Origin of the sequence: Mycobacterium sp. 3519A (assembly GCF_900240945.1) — a bacterium.
GTDB lineage: Bacteria > Actinomycetota > Actinomycetes > Mycobacteriales > Mycobacteriaceae > Mycobacterium.
This window is the reverse complement of the sequence record NZ_OESG01000013.1, coordinates 2293561-2310021: the sequence shown is the minus strand read 5'-3', so window position 1 is coordinate 2310021 and position 16461 is coordinate 2293561. Positions and strand designations below refer to the sequence as shown.

Sequence of the window (16461 nt, the reverse complement as noted above, 5' to 3'; positions counted from 1 at the left end):
TGCTTATAGCTGCGCGGAAAGCCGGACCGTCATCTCGCGATACCGCTGCATGAGTTCCGCGTTCCCCTGTCGGTCACCGCGGAAGCGCGCCAACGCCGCACGGGATCGCAGCAGCGCCAACTCGTACAGCACGAACCCGGGATGGACTGTGCATGCCGCCAGCTCGTCGACGACCGCGTGCGCCTCCTGCAGATCGCGCCCGGCGCCTCGTTGCAGCAGGGCCTCCACCAGCACCACCGTCGCCGGGCCGCGGAAGAGCACTTCGCCGCACTCGACGAGGTGCGCAGTCGTTGCCCTGGCGATCTCGATCGCCGCGTCCAATTCCGCTGCGCGCGCTTTGTATTCGGCGAGTTGAACATCGGCCATGGTCGCCGTCAGCAGGTCGCCGTGCCGCCACGCCTGTTGGCGCCCCTTCATGAGGAGACTCATACCGGCGGAGTCAGCGGCATTCACCCGCACGAGCATGATGCCGTGGGTGATTCGCGCCCACGCCAGACTCACATCGTCGCCGGAGCGTTCGGCGGCCCGCAGGGTTTCGTCGGTGTCCGCCAGTAACGTCGCATCCACCGCCAGCACACCATTCAGGACGGCGGGCACGTAGCCACCGGCGACGACAGCGGCCCGCGTTATGCCCTGTACTTCGCGCGCCATGGCGACCCCGGCGTGCAGATCCTCGTGCCATCCGGCCTCCCCGAGGCTGCAACGTGTGACTCCGCGCAGGGTGAGCGCCCACGCCAATGGTGATTCGAAGAAGAAGTTGCCGAGCGTGGCGTTGCCGTCCGCGACGTCGATCGCGCGCTGAAACAAGGCCAGCGCCTGCGTGATTCGACCCGCGAGGAACATTCCATGGCTCGCGGTGTTGATCAGCAGGATCAATGCGGGGTCCGCCGTTGACTCGAGCACGTGAATGTAATCCGGTGCGAGCGAGACCAGTTCGCGAAGCCGGTGGTTGAGCGTCATCGCGACGAGGATGCCAGACGTGCCCATCACGCTGGATATCACATGGCCTTCGCCGCCGGCTAGTTCGCGTAATTCGTCGAAGCCGCTGGCGTCGACACCGTTACCGCCTGCGCGCCATGCGTAGCCGCAGAGCAGCGTGCGCGGGGCGATTCTCATCGGCACGGTGTCCGCTGCGTCGTCCGGCAATCTGTCCGCGATTTCGCGGGCGCGTTGCCAACTGGCCCGCGCCGCGCCGATGTCACGGTTCGTCAGCCACGCCCCGGCCCGCATGTGCCAACCGAACGCCGCGGGTAATTCGCCCGCGGCTTCCAGGTGGGATGCGATCAGCGCGGCATTCTCGTCGGCCGACGGCTGATGCTGTTGGATGGCCTCGGCGACCTGCCGATGCAGTTCCGACCGGTCCGCGATCAATTGCGATTCGTAGGCGACGGCACGGATCAGCGGATGGCGGAAAGCGTACTCGTCTGGCCGAAAAGCGGTCACCGGCTCGACGAGTTCGGCTTCGACCAAATCCGTGAGTGCGGCGTCGGGGTCGACGAATGCGAGCAGGCCGGCGTCGAAGCGCGAACCGATCACGGCCGCCGCGTGCAACGTTCGTTTGGCTGCCGGGCTGACGCGGTCGATGCGCGCGGCGATGGTGGCCTGCACGGTGGCAGGCACAGTGATGTCGGCGGCGTCCACACGGCAGACGTACGCGCCGCGGTTACCGCGCAGAACACCGCGTTCGACCAGATCGCGCACGATCTCCTCGGCGAAGAACGGATTTCCTGCCGACCGGTCCCCCACCTGGGCAGCCAGCGAAGTCACCGACGGGTCGTCGCCCAACAGTTCGGCCGTCAGCAGCGGGACGTCCTCACCTTCGAGCGGAAGCAGGCGGATCGTGCACTCGCCGGGCGTCCGGGCCAGGACGCCGCGGTATTCGGGTCGGTGAGTGAGCAACGCAAGTGAACGAGTCTGCGGGAGGACCGAGAAGAGTGCCTCGATCAACGACTCGCTCACGTCGTCGATCCAATGGGCATCCTCGATCAGGTAGATGGTCGGCGTCGCGCGGGCCAGCGCGGCGGACCTGACCACCTGCCGCAGTCGCCGACGGCGAGCATCTGCGTCGAGTTCGGCAGCCCTCGCATCAGGCTCCCCGATGCCCAGCAGGTCTTCGAGCAGCAGCAGATCCTCGTCCTCGGCATCGGACAACAACGCTCTGATGCGGGCCCGCGTCTGGTCCGGCGCAACGCCGCCGGTACCGAAGAGCGCGCGCAGCAGACCGGTCGCGGCGTGAAACGCGATACCGCGGGCGTGCGATTGGCAGAACGTCGAGAACACGGGCACCCCGCGCGCGGTGGCCGCCGCGACCGTCTCGCGAGCCAGCCTGCTCTTGCCGATACCGGCAGGCCCGACGATCCGCAGAACTCCACCGGCGCCGGTGATGGCCTTGTCCAGAACTGCGGTCGTTTCGGCGATCTCGCGCCTGCGACCCACCAGCGGCACTTCCGCAGCGGCCGCCCGGCCGTGGTGCAGCGTGACTTCGCGCAGCCGGTGCGCGGGTAGTGGTTCCTCTCGGCCCTTGACGTGCACCAGTTGCTGCGCGTCCAACGTCGCTCCGTGTTGCACCAGGCGTGCGGTGGACTGGCTGAGCATCACGCCGCCGGGCGGGGCCACCGACTCCATCCGCTGCGCGATCCCCACCTGTTCGCCGACCGCGGTGTAGCCAAAAGGAGTCGTGCCGAGTTGTCCTGCAATCACCGCTCCGGAGTTCAATCCGATGCGCAAACTCAGGTCGACTCCGTCGCGCCGCTTCACCTCGTCAGCGAGGTCCTTCACCTCGTCCTGAATGGCCAGCGCGGTCAGGCATGCCCGAAACGCGTGGTCTTCCAACGCCACTGGCGCCCCGAACAGCGCCATGATCCCGTCGCCGGTGAACTTGTCGGTGGTTCCGCCGTAGCGATCCACGACGCGTGAGCAGCGGTCGACGAGGGCGGCCATGATCTCGCGGAGCCGCTCGGGACCGACCGTGGCCGCGATGTCCATCGAGCGCACCACGTCGGCGGACAGCACGGTGACTTGCTTGTACTCGGCGGGTTCGACGGCAGTCGAAGTCGGGGTGCCGCACGCATCGCAGAATTTCGCATCCGCCCGCAAGTCCCTGCGGCATGCAGGGCAGGCCACCGAAGATGTCTTCACGCCAGTACCGCCGATCCGGGGCCCCCAACCCCGATGCACCACAGAATAGGGCGCTGCCGACGCCGACGGGGGCGGTATTCGCATCCCCGACCTGCGGCGATACTAGCTTTTTGTGACTTGCCTCACAGCACTGAACGGATCACGAGGTCGATGCGTTAAGGGGGTAGTGACCCAACTCAGCCGGCGTTCGATTCTTCTCGGCATCGGCGCGGTCGGCGCGTTCTTAGCTGTTGATCTGGGCGCCGTCGCATATGCCAACAAGTGGATCGGCCCACAGAGTTCGTTGACTCGCGAGACCTTCATGGAAGGTTTCCGCAAGGTATTCGGCCTACATCCGGGCTTCCGGCGAAATCATGCCAAGGGCGTCGTCGTCAGTGGCCATTTCGACAGCAACGGCAGCGGGCGCGAACTGTCGAAGGCGGCCGTTTTCACGCGCGGCCAGACGCCGGTGATCGGACGGTTTTCGCTCAGCGGCGGCAATCCGATGATGGCGGACGCGCCGGGGGCGGCCCGCGGTCTGGGGTTGGCGTTCACCTTCCCGGACGCCACCCAGTGGCGGATGGCCTTGCTGAATCTTCCGGTTTTCCTTGACAATTCACCGCAGGGCTTCTACGACCGGTTGTTGGCATCGAAGAACGACCCGACGACCGGCAAGCCCGATCCCGCGGTGATGGCCGCCTTCAACAAGGCACATCCGGAGACGGTTGCCGCCATGGCGATCGTCAAACAACATCCACCGACCACCGGTTTCGCCGACAGCACCTTCAGCAGCCTGGTCACGTTCTACTTCGTCGACGACAGCGGTAAGCGGACACCGGTGCGGTGGGCGTTCGTTCCGATGCAGGCGGCGCTGGCGCCGCACCCGGGCACCACCAACTCGCTGTTCGACGCACTCGTCCGGCAGCTGAAAAGCGGTCCGCTGCAATGGCGGCTGATCCTGACGGTCGGCCAGCCGAATGATCCAGTCAACGACGCCACGCTGCCGTGGCCGAGTGATCGTCGCACCATCGATGCGGGAGTGCTGACCTTGACCAAGATCGAGACGGAGGCACCGGGCAACGCCCGCGACGTCAACTTCGACCCCCTGGTGCTGCCGGACGGGATCGAGCCGTCGGGCGACCCGCTGCTGAGCGCACGGTCCGCGGTGTACGCGGCGTCGTACCGGGCACGCGCCGGTGAGCCGAAGTCGAAGTCCGCCGTTCAGGTCGACGAGGTCGCACCGTGACCGCCCCGGCGCGTTACCCGCTGCGGACGCGGATCCTGCACTGGCTGACCGCACTCCTGGTCTTCGCCATGCTGCTGATCGGGTTCGTCATGGTCAACGCTATCGGCGCCTACGCGGCGCTGCGCGCCATTCACATGACCCTCGGCATCATCGTCCTCGTCATCGTCGTCGCCCGGATCGCGAACAGGTTCACTCACCGCCCACCGAAACTGCCGGACACCGTCGGCTGGTTCGAGCACAAGCTGGTGGTCGGCTCCGAGTTGGCGCTGTACGCGCTGCTGCTGGCGCAGCCGCTCGTCGGATGGGCGATGGTGTCGGCCACCGGCAAGCCGATCGAGGTGTTCGGGTCGCTGCACCTGCCCCGGATCGCCCCGTTCGACGCCAACCTCTATTTCATTCTCCGGCAGACACATTCGCTGCTGGCATACCTGTTGGTGGTGGTGATCGCCGCACACGTCAGCGCGGTGCTGCTGCACACCCTGACGTTGCGTGACGGCATGCTGTCACGGATGGCGTTCACACTTCGCCGCGAGGACACTCGACCCAACTCTGCGAATTTGCCCACGCCCGCCGACGACGGCATGCACGCTGCAATACGTGAGCACACCACAGCCACCGCAAACGCTGGCCGACACGGGCGGTCTCGTCGTAACGGATGACGGCCGCCGAGTACTCGTCTTCGATCGCTGCACGGGCGCGCTGACCACACTGGCGTTCGTGCTGGGCGTGCTGGCGCTCGTGGTCGGCGGCTTCGGCATCGTCGCGCTCGTCTCCGGGGAGCCGTCGAGCGCGCTGGGCGCGGCGTTTCTAGCCGGCGGCGTCGTCTTCGCGGCGGCGACGTACGCGGTGATCAGCAGAATCCGCCGCCGCCGCAAGCAGCCACTGCACGAGTGCCGCCCGGTCGCGGTCATCGACCGCAAGCTTGGCATCTTCAGCTACGGCGGTGGCGCGGTGGTGCCGTTGGATCAGGTGCACTTCGCACGCAAGATGCAAATCGGTTCGAGTTCACCGAAACTCGTTGCGATGACGCCGGGCGGCACACACGTGCTCAAGCGCGGCAACCCGTTCGACGGCGGCATCGGCAACATCGACGACGTGCTGGCCGCGGCCGTGCGGCAAGGCTGAACCGTGTCGGAACCCGACGGTTGTGGATGCACAACCGCATCGAACGCGCTGTCCCGCCGCTCCATGCTGGCGGCCTCGATGTCGGCGGTCATCGGCGGCGCGGTGCTCAGCACCTCGGCGTGCAGTTCGGCGGCTCCTGAGAAACCCGCTGCCGGGCTGCCCGACGATGCGCTGATCACTCTCGGCGTCCAGGCCGGTCCACCCCCGGTGCCGAACAAGACGGGTATCTCGTCGGCGCTGAAGGTGGGCACCGCCGTGTACCAGATCGACTGCGGCCTGGGTTCATTGAACGCATTCACCAACGCGGGACTGCGGTTCGACGAGCTGAAGGCGTTGTTCATCACGCATCTGCACACCGACCACATCGTCGACTACTTCAGCTTCTTCCTCTCCGGTGGGTACACGGCGTCGAAAGGCAAAGCGCCGGTGGCGGTGTACGGCCCCGGGCCCGCGGGCGGCCTGCCGCCAAGCCGCGTCGGCAATCCGGCACCGGCCACCATCGCACCGCAGGATCCGACGCCGGGACTGGCCGCCACGACGCGCGCGCTGCAGCAGGCGTTCGCCTACACCAACAACATCTTCATCCGCGACATGGGGATCGACGACATAGCCGACCTCGCGAAGGTCACGGAGATCGCGGTGCCACCCGGCTCGGACTACCTGAACCGCTCGCCCGCAACGGCGCCGTTTCCCGTCATGTCCGACGACAACGTCAGCGTCACCGCGACTTTGGTTTCGCACTACGACGTGTATCCCGCGTTCGCGTTCCGCTTCGATCTGAAGAAATCCGGGTTCTCGGTCACGTTCTCGGGCGACACCACGAAGTCCGACAACCTCGTTGCGTTGGCCCGCGATACCGACATCCTGGTGCACGAGGCACAGTTCAGTCTGGACGACGCCTACTACCACAACAGGTTTCCGCCGAACTACCTGCAGAACTCGCACACCTCGGCAGAGCAGGTCGGTGAGGTGGGCGCCGCGGCCAACGCCAAACATGTGATACTCAGCCACTATTCGCCTACCGACCTGCCCGACTCGGACTGGACCGACGCCGTTGCCAAGAATTACTCCGGGAAGGTCACGGTGGCGCGCGACGGGCAGGTGTTCGAACTCTAGGCGCCCAGATGCGCGGGCAGGCGCTCACCGAACAGCGCGATCGCGTTCTCGGAGCTGACCTTCCGGCGCTCGGAGTCGGCCATCGGATACGTCTGCAGGAATTCGGCGCCTGCCTGGTTGTCGTCCATCGGATAGTCCACCGAGAACATCACCCGGTCGGCACCCATCACGTCGAGCGTGCAGGCGAAGGCCCGCGGGCAGAAGTTGCCACTGGTCGTGATGTGGACATTGCTGCGAAGGTAGTCCGAAGGTAGGCGGCGCAACCGCTGCCCCGAATTCGAGCCGCCGAGCCCGTAGTAGCGGTCGATTCGGTAGGCGGCGAACGGCAGCATCTCGCCGAGGTGGCCGATGATCATCTGCAGCCGAGGAAACTTGTCGAACAAGCCCGAGTAGATCAGCCGCAGCACATGTGTTCCCGTCTCCACCCCGAAACCCCACGACGCCAGGTGCAGACCGTCGTCGACGTACGGGGCGAACCACGCGTCCATCACAGCGGAGTGCGGCGTCGTGGGATGCAGGTAGATCGGCGCACCCAACTGTTCGGCGCGCTCGAACAGCGCTTCGTATGCCGGGTCGTCGAGGTAGCGGCCCTGGCAGTGCCCGTTGATCAATCCGCCGACGAGACCGAGTTCGGTGACCGCGCGCTCGAACTCGGCGGCCGCAGCCTGCGGATCCTGCGTCGCCATCGTGGCGAAACCGCCGAACCGGCTTGGATTTCCACGCACGGTCTCGGCGAGGTCGTCGTTCGCACGGCGCGCCAGGTCGACGGCCGTGGCGACATCTGTCTCGTCCTGCACCCCTGGGTCGAACAACGACAGGATCTGGAAGTCGATGCCTGCGGCGTCCATCTGCTCCAGCCGCAGCGGGCCGCGGTCATACAACCGCGCATGACCGACGGGATTGTTCGATTCCAGCCAGGTCGCCACGACGTTGCCTGCACTGGCGGGGTCCCACGCGTAATGCTCCTCGAGCGCGATCAGCGACATGGCCGTCAGCCTTCCCCGAGCGACCGCCTTTGTACACAAATTCGCGGCGCGTCGCCGTGCGAACACGGTCGCTCGGCGGGCCCTCAGCGGGCTAGCCGCGGCTGAGGCGGGACAGCACCTCTGGCAACACGGCGTCGACGGGGACGTCGACCTGCTCACCCGTCGCGAGGTTCTTCACCCCGATGGTGCCTGCCTCGATATCGCGGTCACCGGCGACCAACGCGATGGACGCACCGGAGCGGTCGGCGGCGCGCATCGCGCCCTTGACGCCACGGTCGCCGTAGGCCAGGTCGACGCGAACCCCGGCCGCCCGCAGTCGCGCCGCCAGCACACCGAGCGTGAGCTTGGCCGCGTCCCCCAGCGGCACCCCGAACACGTCGACGCGCGACGTCCCGCCGACCGTCTTGCCCTCCGCCCGCAGCGCCAACAACGTCCGGTCGACGCCGAGACCAAACCCGATGCCGGACAAGTCTTTTCCGCCGAGCTGACGCATCAGCCCGTCGTAGCGGCCGCCGCCGCCAATCCCGGACTGCGCGCCGAGGCCGTCGTGCACGAACTCGAACGTCGTCTTGGTGTAGTAGTCCAGCCCGCGCACCATCCGCGGGTTGATCACATACGGCACGCCCAACGCGTCGAGGTGCGCGAGCACCGTGTCGAAGTGCTGTTTGGCGACATCGGACAGGTGATCGAGCATGACGGGCGCATCGGCGGTCATCTCGCGCATCGCGGGTCGCTTGTCATCGAGCACCCGCAACGGGTTGATCTCGGCGCGCCGGCGCGTTTCGTCGTCGAGGTCGAGTTTGAACAGGAAGTCCTGCAACAGTTCCCGATACTGCGGCCGGCAGGTGTCGTCGCCCAGGGAGGTGATCTCCAGCCGGAAGCCGTCGAGCCCCAGTGAGCGGAAGCCCGCGTCGGCGATGGCGATCACCTCGGCGTCCAGCGCGGGATCGTCGACGCCGATCGCCTCGACACCGACCTGCTGCAGTTGCCGGTAGCGCCCGGCCTGCGGGCGCTCGTAGCGGAAGAACGGCCCGGCGTAGCACAGCTTCACCGGCAACGGGCCGCGGTCGAGGCCGTGCTCGATCACCGCGCGCATCACGCCTGCGGTGCCCTCCGGTCGCAGCGTCACCGACCGATCGCCGCGGTCGGCGAACGTGTACATCTCCTTGGACACCACGTCGGTGGACTCGCCCACGCCGCGGGCGAACAGCGCGGTGTCTTCGAAGATCGGCAGTTCGATGTCGCCGTAGCCTGCGCGCCGCGCGGCGTCGAGCAGGCCGTCGCGCACACCCACGAACTGGGCCGAATCGGGCGGGAGATAATCCGGGACGCCCTTGGGCGCCTGAAAGTCGGTCACTAGGTAAGGCCTTCGAGGAACGGGTTGGTGCGGCGTTCGAAGCCGATCGTGGTCTTGTCGCCGTGTCCCGGTAGTACCACGGTGTCGTCGTCGAGCACCAACAGTTTTGTCATGATCGAGCCGAGCAGGTCGCGGCCACTGCCGCCAGGTAGATCCGTGCGGCCCACCGACTGACGGAACAGGGTGTCGCCGCTGAACACCACTTCTTCCGGGCCGTCCGAGACGCGGAACACCACGGAACCACGGGTGTGCCCCGGGGTGTGGTCGACGGTCACCGTCACATCACCCACATCTACCTTGTCGCCGTCGCGGTCCAGCTCAACGACCTGTTTGGGTTCCCGGAACAGCGCACCGAACGCGAGCTGGGCCAGTCGGGGGCCGAAGTCCTTGATCGGGTCGGTCAGCATGAACCGGTCGTCGGGGTGGATGTAGGCCGGGCAGCCGTACATGTCGGCCACCTTCTGCGCCGACCAGATGTGGTCGATGTGGCCGTGGGTCAGCATCACCGCCGCAGGTGTGAGGTGGTGCTCGTCGAGGATCTGTTGCAGTCGCCCCATGGCCCGCTGCCCGGGGTCGACGATGATCGCGTCGGCGCCGGCGCGTTTGGCCAGCACGTAGCAATTGCACGCCAACATGCCTGCCGGGAAGCCGGTGATCAACACGGCGTCCAGTGTCCCATTTCCTGTTCACGTGGGTCGCGACCCCCGCATTCAGCAATTGCTGGCACACTCGTTGCCGACCGAGCAGACCACGAGGAGGACACCGGCGGTGCCGACCAACGAACAACGGCGGGCAACAGCGAAGCGCAAGCTCGAACGTCAGCTCGAGCGCCGAGCCGCGAGGGAACGCAGACGTCGCCTCTACACGATCGTCGGGTCGGTGGTCGCTGCGATCGTCGTGATCGGCGCCGTCGTGGCAACCGTCGTCATCACCAAGAAGGACTCCGACAGCCAGACCGCGTCGGCGGCGACGACCACCTCGGCCGCGCCCGCCAGCGCGGCACCGTCGGCGCCTGGCGATCTGCCCGCGTTCGTCGCGCCCGCGGACCTTGGCGCCAACTGCGAGTACCCGGCGACCCAGGACAAGGCGAGCAAGCCGAACAAGCCGCCGCGCACCGGCAAGGTCCCGACCGACCCGGCGCAGGTGAGCGCCAGCATGGCGACCAACCAGGGCAACATCGGGCTGCAGTTGGACAACGCGAAGTCGCCGTGCACCGTCAACAGCTTCGCAAGCCTCGCGCAGCAGGGCTACTTCAACGACACGCCGTGCCACCGGCTGACCACCTCCCCGGGGCTGGCGGTGCTGCAGTGCGGCGACCCGACGGGGCAGGGCACGGGCGGCCCCGGCTACCAGTTCGCGAACGAGTACCCGACCAACCAGTTCCAGCCCGACGATCCCAAGCTGCAACAGCCGGTGAAGTATCCGCGCGGCACGCTGGCGATGGCCAACGCCGGTCCCGGTACCAACGGCAGCCAGTTCTTCCTGGTCTACAAGGACTCGCAGCTACCGCCCAATTACACGGTGTTCGGCACCATCGACCAGACCGGGCTGGCGACACTGGACAAGATCGCCGCGGCAGGCACCGCCGACGGCGGCCAGGACGGCAAACCGAAGGACGACGTGACGATCAAATCGATCCAACTGGACTGACACCGCGGTATGACCAGTCCGCCACCGTACGGGTATTACGGCTATCCCCCGCCGCGGCCGACCAACGGGCTGGCCATCGCGTCACTGGTCTGCGCGTTCCTGTTCGCACCGCTTGGCGTGGTCTTCGGCCACATCTCGCTGTCGCAGATCCGCAGGACAGGTGAAGAGGGCCGCGGGCTGGCCGTCGCGGGGTTAGTGATCGGGTACCTGATCACGGTGCTCACCGTGCTGGTGGTGGTGCTGAGCGCGATCTTCATCGTCCGCGTCTCGCGGGAACTCGAGTCGTTGGACGGGCTCACCGCGGACTATCCCGGCATCACGGCGGCCCCGTCGCCTGCGGTGAACAACCTGCCGCCGTTCGACCCGCCGAAGACGCTCGGCTCCAACTGCCAGTACCCGGCGACAACGGAACCGGCGAGCAAACCGGTGCAGCCGCCCCAAAACGGCCGCATCCCAAGGGATCCCGCGACCATACCGGCCACCGTCGTCACCACCCAGGGCGCCATCGGCCTGACGCTGGACAACAGCAAGACGCCGTGCACGGTGAACAACTTCGCCAGCCTGGCGAGGCAGGGGTTCTTCGACAACACCGCATGCCACCGGTTGACCACGTCGGCTGCGCTGGGTGTGCTGCAGTGCGGCGATCCGACCGGCAGCGGTACGGGTGGGCCCGGGTACCGGTTTCCCAACGAGTATCCGACGAACCAGTACCGACTGGCCGATCCTGCGCTGAAGGTGCCGCTGCTCTATCCGCGCGGCACGCTGGCGATGGCCAACTCCGGGCCGGGCACCAACGGCAGCCAATTCTTCTTGGTGTACAAGGATTCTCAGCTGCCGCCGACCTACACGGTGTTCGGCACCATCGACAACGCCGGATTGGCGACGCTTGAGAAGGTGGCCGCCGCGGGCGTCGCGGACGGCAGCCAGGATGGCAAGCCGGTTGCCGACGTGACGATCAAATCAGCCCGCATCGGCTGACGCTCAGTCCCGCTTCGACTGGATGTTGAACAGCACATCGTCGCCGTCGACTTTCGTCACCTCGACATGGGCCGTGTAGTTCCCGTCGGGCCCGGTGAAGTGGCAGTCGAACTTCTCGCCCACCTCGGCGGCAACGTCCGATGGGCACGTCGTGTCGGTCGGCTTGAAGCCGGTGTGCTTCGAGACGAAGTCGTTGACCGTCTCCGCGGCCCTATCGGGCTTGATCGTCGAACCACACCCGGCCAGCGCCAACGCCAACGAAGCAATCGAAATCAGCAAAGCAGCGCGCATCGCCGCAGTATCGCAGACAAAGCAAACTCACGCCGCAGAAGTGACCCGGTAGACGTCGTACACCCCCTCCACATTGCGCACCACGTTGAGCACGTGGCCGAGGTGCTTCGGGTCGCCCATCTCGAAGGTGAACCGGCTGATCGCGACGCGGTCGTTGGACGTCGTCACCGAGGCGGACAGGATGTTGACCTTCTCGTCGGCCAGGACCCGCGTCACATCGGACAGCAGGCGGTGCCGGTCGAGCGCCTCGACCTGGATGGCCACCAGGAACACCGACGACGGCGACGGGGCCCACTGCACGTCGATGATCCGCTCCGACTGTTGTTGCAGCGACGCGGCATTCGTGCAGTCGGTGCGGTGCACGCTGACGCCACCGCCGCGGGTGACGAAGCCCATGATGTTGTCGCCGGGCACCGGTGTGCAGCACTTGGCCAGCTTCGTCAGCACCCCCGGCGCTCCCGGCACGGCCACACCGACGTCGTCATTGGTGCGCTGCCGAACTGGCATGGTCGCGGGGGTGGAGCGTTCGGCGAGCTCGTCGGCGGCCTCGTCGTCGCCGCCGAGTTGGGCCACCAGCCGCTGCACGACGTGCCGCGCCGAGACGTGTCCCTCGCCCACCGCGGTGTAGAGCGCCGACACGTCGGTGTAGCGCAGTTCGCGGGCCAGCGCGGCCATCGACTCGGCATTCATCAAGCGCTGCAACGGAAGTCCGCTGCGACGTACCTCACGGGCGATCGCGTCCTTACCGGACTCCAGCGCCTCCTCGCGGCGTTCCTTGGCGAACCACTGCCGGATCTTGGCCTTCGCGCGAGGCGACACCACGAACGTCTGCCAGTCCCGCGATGGTCCCGCATTCGGCGCCTTCGACGTGAAAACCTCGACTACTTCCCCGTTTTCGAGCTTGCGCTCCAGCGCGACCAACCTGCCGTTGACCCTGGCGCCGATGCACCGGTGACCGACCTCGGTGTGCACCGCGTACGCGAAGTCGACCGGAGTCGACCCGGCGGGCAGCGTGATCAGATCGCCCTTCGGGGTGAACACGAAGATCTCCTGCACCGCAAGGTCGTAGCGCAGCGCCTCGAGGAACTCGCCGGGGTCGGCGGCTTCCCGCTGCCAGTCGAGCAGCTGACGCATCCACGCCATGTCGTCGATCTCGGCGGCGGCATGCGGATGAGGCGCGTTGCGGCCCTTGGTCTCCTTGTAGCGCCAGTGCGCGGCGATGCCGTACTCCGCGGTGTTGTGCATGTCCTTGGTGCGGATCTGCACCTCCAGCGGCTTCCCTTCCGGACCCACCACAGTGGTGTGCAGCGACTGGTAAACCCCGAACCGGGGTTGCGCGATGTAGTCCTTGAACCGTCCGGGCATCGGCTGCCACAGCGAATGCACCACGCCCACAGCGGCATAACAGTCGCGGATCTCGTCGCACAGAATGCGCACGCCGACCAGATCGTGGATGTCGTCGAAGTCGCGGCCCTTGACGATCATCTTCTGGTAGATCGACCAGTAGTGCTTGGGCCTGCCCTCCACGGTCGCGTTGATCTTCGACGCGGTCAGCGTGTTGACGATCTCGTCGCGCACCTTGGCCAGGTAGGTGTCACGCGAGGGCGCCCGGTCTGCGACCAACCGAACGATCTCCTCGTACTTCTTGGGGTGCAGGATCGCGAACGACAGGTCCTCGAGCTCCCACTTGACCGTCGCCATGCCCAGCCGATGTGCCAGCGGCGCAATCACTTCCAGCGTTTCGCGGGCTTTGCGCGCCTGCTTCTCCGGCGGCAGGAAACGCATGGTGCGCATGTTGTGCAACCGGTCGGCGACCTTGATCACCAGGACCCGGCCGTCGCGGGCCATCGCGATGATCATCTTGCGGATCGTTTCGGCGTCGGCCGCAGTGCCCAGCGCCACCTTGTCCAGCTTGGTGACGCCGTCGACGAGGTGCGCGACCTCCTCGCCGAAGTCGGCGGTCAGCTGTTCCATCGTGTAGCCGGTGTCCTCGACCGTGTCGTGCAGCAGCGCGGCGACCAGGGTCGTGGTGTCCATGCCCAACTCGGCCAGAATGTTCGCGACAGCCAGCGGATGCGTGATGTACGGGTCGCCGGAGCGCCGCATCTGGTCGGCGTGCCGCTGCTCGGCCACCTCGTAGGCCTTCTGCAACAACGCCAGATTGGCTTTCGGGACGAAACTCTTGTGCACGGCGACCAGCGGCTCCAGCACCGGGTTGACGGCGCTGCGCTGTGCGGTCATCCGGCGGGCAAGCCTGGCCCGCACCCGCCGCGACGCGCTGGTCGAGGTTTTCGGAATCTCGATCGGCTGCGTCTCGGGCAACGACGCTGCAGGTGGCGATTGCACGGCCTGACCCGTACCGGGATCGTCAGCCATGGTCACCTCCCATATCGAGTCAGACTTCGAGGATAGCCCTCAGACCGTGTGCAAGCTGCTGACCGGCAGCGGTTTGAGCAGGTCGCGGCCCCGCAGCGCAGCCAGCTCCAGAACCACCGCGGCACACGTCACGTTCGCGCCCGCGGTGCGCAGCAGCTTCGCAGTGGCGGCCACCGTGCCTCCTGTAGCCAAAACGTCGTCGATGATGGCGATGTTCCGGCCTGCCAGTTCGATGCCCTCTGCGGGCACCTCCAGCGTGGCGGTGCCGTACTCGAGGTTGTAGGTCTCGCGGATCACCGGCGGCGGCAACTTGCCGCCCTTGCGGACCGCCAGCACCCCGATGCCGAGCTTGACGGCAACGGCGCCGCCGATCAGGAACCCGCGGGCGTCCACCCCGGCCACCAGGTCGGCCCCGTGCGCGACGGCCGCCAGCGCCTCCGACACCGCGTCCAGCCCCCGCGCGTCCGCCAGCACCGGCGTGAGGTCCTTGAACTGGATGCCCGGCTCGGGAAAGTCGGGCACCTCGCGGGTCAGCGACGCGACCAGATCAGCGATCTCCGTCATGATCCCAGCGCCCAACGGTCCATGTTCCACCCCGCACCCCACCGAGTCGGATTGCTACTCACCGCGTACATCTTCTTCGACGTCAGCAGCGTGCGCTGCTGGCGGTACAGCGGCAGTGTCGGCATGTCACCCCACAGAATCGATCCGCCCTCACCCAGCAGTCGGGCGACTTCCTTCGGGTCGGATGTGACAGCGATCGACGCGATGATGCCGTCGATGCGCTCGTTGCTGTACCCGGACAGGTTGTTGCCGTTTCCGGTGTGCAGATCGTAGGCGTCCATCGCCGAGGAACCCGACGAGCCGCTGCCCGCGGCGCCGCCGGTGCTGGCGATCAGCACGTCGATTTTGTTGTCCCGCAAGCTGGTTGGGCCGATATCGGCGGCCGCCGCGTCCTGCACGGTGATTCCCGCCGGCGCGCACGCCTTCGCGATCGCACCCACCGTAGCGGCCAGGCGGGCGTTGGGGCTCTGGTATCCGATGCGCACGGTCAGCGGCTGGTTGTTGAGTGCGGCGCGGGCGGCGTCGGGGTTGGCGACCGCGAACTGTCCGGACTCCACCGCGCCCTCGGCGGAACTGAACGCGTCCTCGGATGCGGGGTTGAGTCGCGAATTGGCGATCGGCACCGAGGCGTTCTTGGCGATCACGTCACGCGGCGTGCACAGCGCGAGCGCTCGACGCGCAGGCACCGCGGCCAGCGGGCCCTGAGGCGCGAAGATGAGTTGCTCGATGCCTGCTGACGGCGTGTCCGTGCGCACATAGTCGTCGGGCAGGTTCAGCGTCCCCGACGAGCCCGCCGCCACGTCGACGACGTCGTAGGCGCCCTGATTGACCTTGTCCTGGATGTCCGCACCGCGCGGCCACACGGTGATCTTGTTGGTGACAGCTTTGGCGCCCCACCACTTGTCGTTGGCGACCAGGACGACGGAGCCGTCCTTGTTGACCGAGTCGATCTTGTACGGGCCCGACGATGGGAAACGCTTGGCGTCGAACGTGTCGGGGGTCAGATTCCAGGTGTTGTTCCACACCTGGGCGATCCGCTCGACCGTCGGGCCGTCGTTGTTCAGGACGGCGGTGGTGACTCCCCCGTCGCCAAGACCCAGTTCGTCGGCGATCACGTGCGACGGCATCATCGACGTCGCGTCGAACAACTGGCCGTAGTCGACGAAACCGCGGTCCTGGGCGAACGTGACGCGCGCCTTCTTCTGGCCTGGCGCACAGTCGACCTTCGCGATGTCGCTGTAGCCGGCACGGTTGGCGGCATCGAATCCCGGCAGCCGCCCGGATTGCGACGCCCATGCCAACACCATGTCGTCGCAGGTGATCGGTTTGCCGTCGGAATACACCGCGTTGGCGTTGATCTCGTAGTCGAGCACGAGCGGGGCGCGGCCCACCACCGAGATGGTGCCGAAATCGTGGTCGCCGATGATCTGGGCGTCGGGGCCGTGGTAGTTGAAGCCGGTCAGCACCCGCGCGAAGGCCTGCGGCCCACCGGACGCGGCGCCCGCGACGGTGTTGGTGTTGTAGGTGACCAGCAGGCCGTCGACGGCGTAGTCGATGCTGTCGGCGGTGCTGCTGCCGCAGCCCGACAGGCCCAACCCGCCAACCAACGACAGCACGGCCGCCGCGATGACGCTTCGGCTCCGGACCGTCATCGG

General features: G+C 66.9%; 14 protein-coding genes. 6 read left to right on the top strand and 8 right to left on the bottom strand.

Annotated features, from left to right (window positions below; all coding sequences use genetic code 11):
* Positions 1–3: 3 nt before the first annotated feature.
* Positions 4–3138 carry an adenylate/guanylate cyclase domain-containing protein gene (locus C1A30_RS19040; protein ID WP_235009984.1) on the bottom strand — a complete coding sequence of 1045 codons (3135 nt, stop codon included), beginning with the start codon at positions 3136–3138 and terminating at the stop codon, positions 4–6.
* 166 nt (positions 3139–3304) lie between these two features.
* Here C1A30_RS19040 and C1A30_RS19035 point away from each other — a divergent pair, with 166 nt between their 5' ends.
* The 4 genes from C1A30_RS19035 (at position 3305) to C1A30_RS19020 (ending at position 6604) form a co-directional block, all read left to right on the top strand.
* On the top strand, positions 3305–4363 hold the full coding sequence (locus tag C1A30_RS19035) for a catalase family peroxidase (RefSeq protein WP_235009982.1): 1059 nt from the start codon (positions 3305–3307) through the stop codon (positions 4361–4363).
* On the top strand, positions 4360–5022 hold the full coding sequence (locus C1A30_RS19030) for a cytochrome b (protein ID WP_101949706.1): 663 nt from the start codon (positions 4360–4362) through the stop codon (positions 5020–5022). The genes C1A30_RS19035 and C1A30_RS19030 overlap by 4 nt, the downstream gene beginning before the upstream one ends.
* Entirely contained in the window at positions 4961–5488 is a 528-nt protein-coding gene (locus tag C1A30_RS35805) for a hypothetical protein (protein WP_200828303.1), read from the top strand. The genes C1A30_RS19030 and C1A30_RS35805 overlap by 62 nt, the downstream gene beginning before the upstream one ends.
* Before the next feature lie 63 nt (positions 5489–5551).
* Positions 5552–6604, top strand: coding sequence for an MBL fold metallo-hydrolase (locus tag C1A30_RS19020; protein ID WP_101949705.1), 1053 nt, complete (start codon positions 5552–5554; stop codon positions 6602–6604).
* Here the strand turns inward: C1A30_RS19020 and C1A30_RS19015 are convergent.
* The 3 genes from C1A30_RS19015 to C1A30_RS19005 form a co-directional block, all read right to left on the bottom strand.
* Complete coding sequence (locus C1A30_RS19015) at positions 6601–7590, bottom strand: amidohydrolase family protein (protein WP_101949704.1); 990 nt, start codon at positions 7588–7590, stop codon at positions 6601–6603. The two genes, C1A30_RS19020 and C1A30_RS19015, sit on opposite strands and share 4 nt — an antisense overlap.
* A 91-nt stretch (positions 7591–7681) precedes the next feature.
* On the bottom strand, positions 7682–8947 hold the full coding sequence (hisS, locus tag C1A30_RS19010; protein WP_101949703.1) for a histidine--tRNA ligase: 1266 nt from the start codon (positions 8945–8947) through the stop codon (positions 7682–7684).
* On the bottom strand, positions 8947–9609 hold the full coding sequence (locus C1A30_RS19005) for an MBL fold metallo-hydrolase (RefSeq protein ID WP_101949702.1): 663 nt from the start codon (positions 9607–9609) through the stop codon (positions 8947–8949). The genes hisS and C1A30_RS19005 overlap by 1 nt, the downstream gene beginning before the upstream one ends.
* 106 nt (positions 9610–9715) lie before the next feature.
* Between C1A30_RS19005 and C1A30_RS19000 the strand changes: the two genes are divergently transcribed.
* Both C1A30_RS19000 and C1A30_RS18995 read left to right on the top strand, forming a co-directional pair.
* Positions 9716–10597: a peptidylprolyl isomerase gene (locus tag C1A30_RS19000; protein WP_101950312.1), complete on the top strand. Its 882-nt coding sequence runs from the start codon at positions 9716–9718 to the stop codon at positions 10595–10597.
* Between the two features lie 9 nt (positions 10598–10606).
* Positions 10607–11575, top strand: coding sequence for a peptidylprolyl isomerase (locus tag C1A30_RS18995; RefSeq protein ID WP_101949701.1), 969 nt, complete (start codon positions 10607–10609; stop codon positions 11573–11575).
* A 3-nt stretch (positions 11576–11578) separates the two neighbouring features.
* Here the strand turns inward: C1A30_RS18995 and C1A30_RS18990 are convergent, their stop codons facing one another.
* Genes C1A30_RS18990 through C1A30_RS18975 form a run of 4 tightly spaced genes read right to left on the bottom strand, consistent with a single transcriptional unit; the run spans position 11579 to position 16458 of the window.
* The gene (locus C1A30_RS18990; RefSeq protein ID WP_101949700.1) at positions 11579–11866 is read right to left on the bottom strand and encodes a DUF4333 domain-containing protein; all 288 of its coding nucleotides are present in this window, start codon (positions 11864–11866) and stop codon (positions 11579–11581) included.
* Positions 11867–11893: 27 nt separating this feature from the next.
* Positions 11894–14242: a bifunctional (p)ppGpp synthetase/guanosine-3',5'-bis(diphosphate) 3'-pyrophosphohydrolase gene (locus tag C1A30_RS18985; protein WP_101950311.1), complete on the bottom strand. Its 2349-nt coding sequence runs from the start codon at positions 14240–14242 to the stop codon at positions 11894–11896.
* A gap of 39 nt (positions 14243–14281) precedes the next feature.
* Positions 14282–14806: an adenine phosphoribosyltransferase gene (locus tag C1A30_RS18980; protein ID WP_101949699.1), complete on the bottom strand. Its 525-nt coding sequence runs from the start codon at positions 14804–14806 to the stop codon at positions 14282–14284.
* Complete coding sequence (locus C1A30_RS18975; RefSeq protein ID WP_101949698.1) at positions 14803–16458, bottom strand: ABC transporter substrate-binding protein; 1656 nt, start codon at positions 16456–16458, stop codon at positions 14803–14805. Before C1A30_RS18975 ends, C1A30_RS18980 begins: the two co-directional genes overlap by 4 nt.
* Positions 16459–16461: the final 3 nt, after the last annotated feature.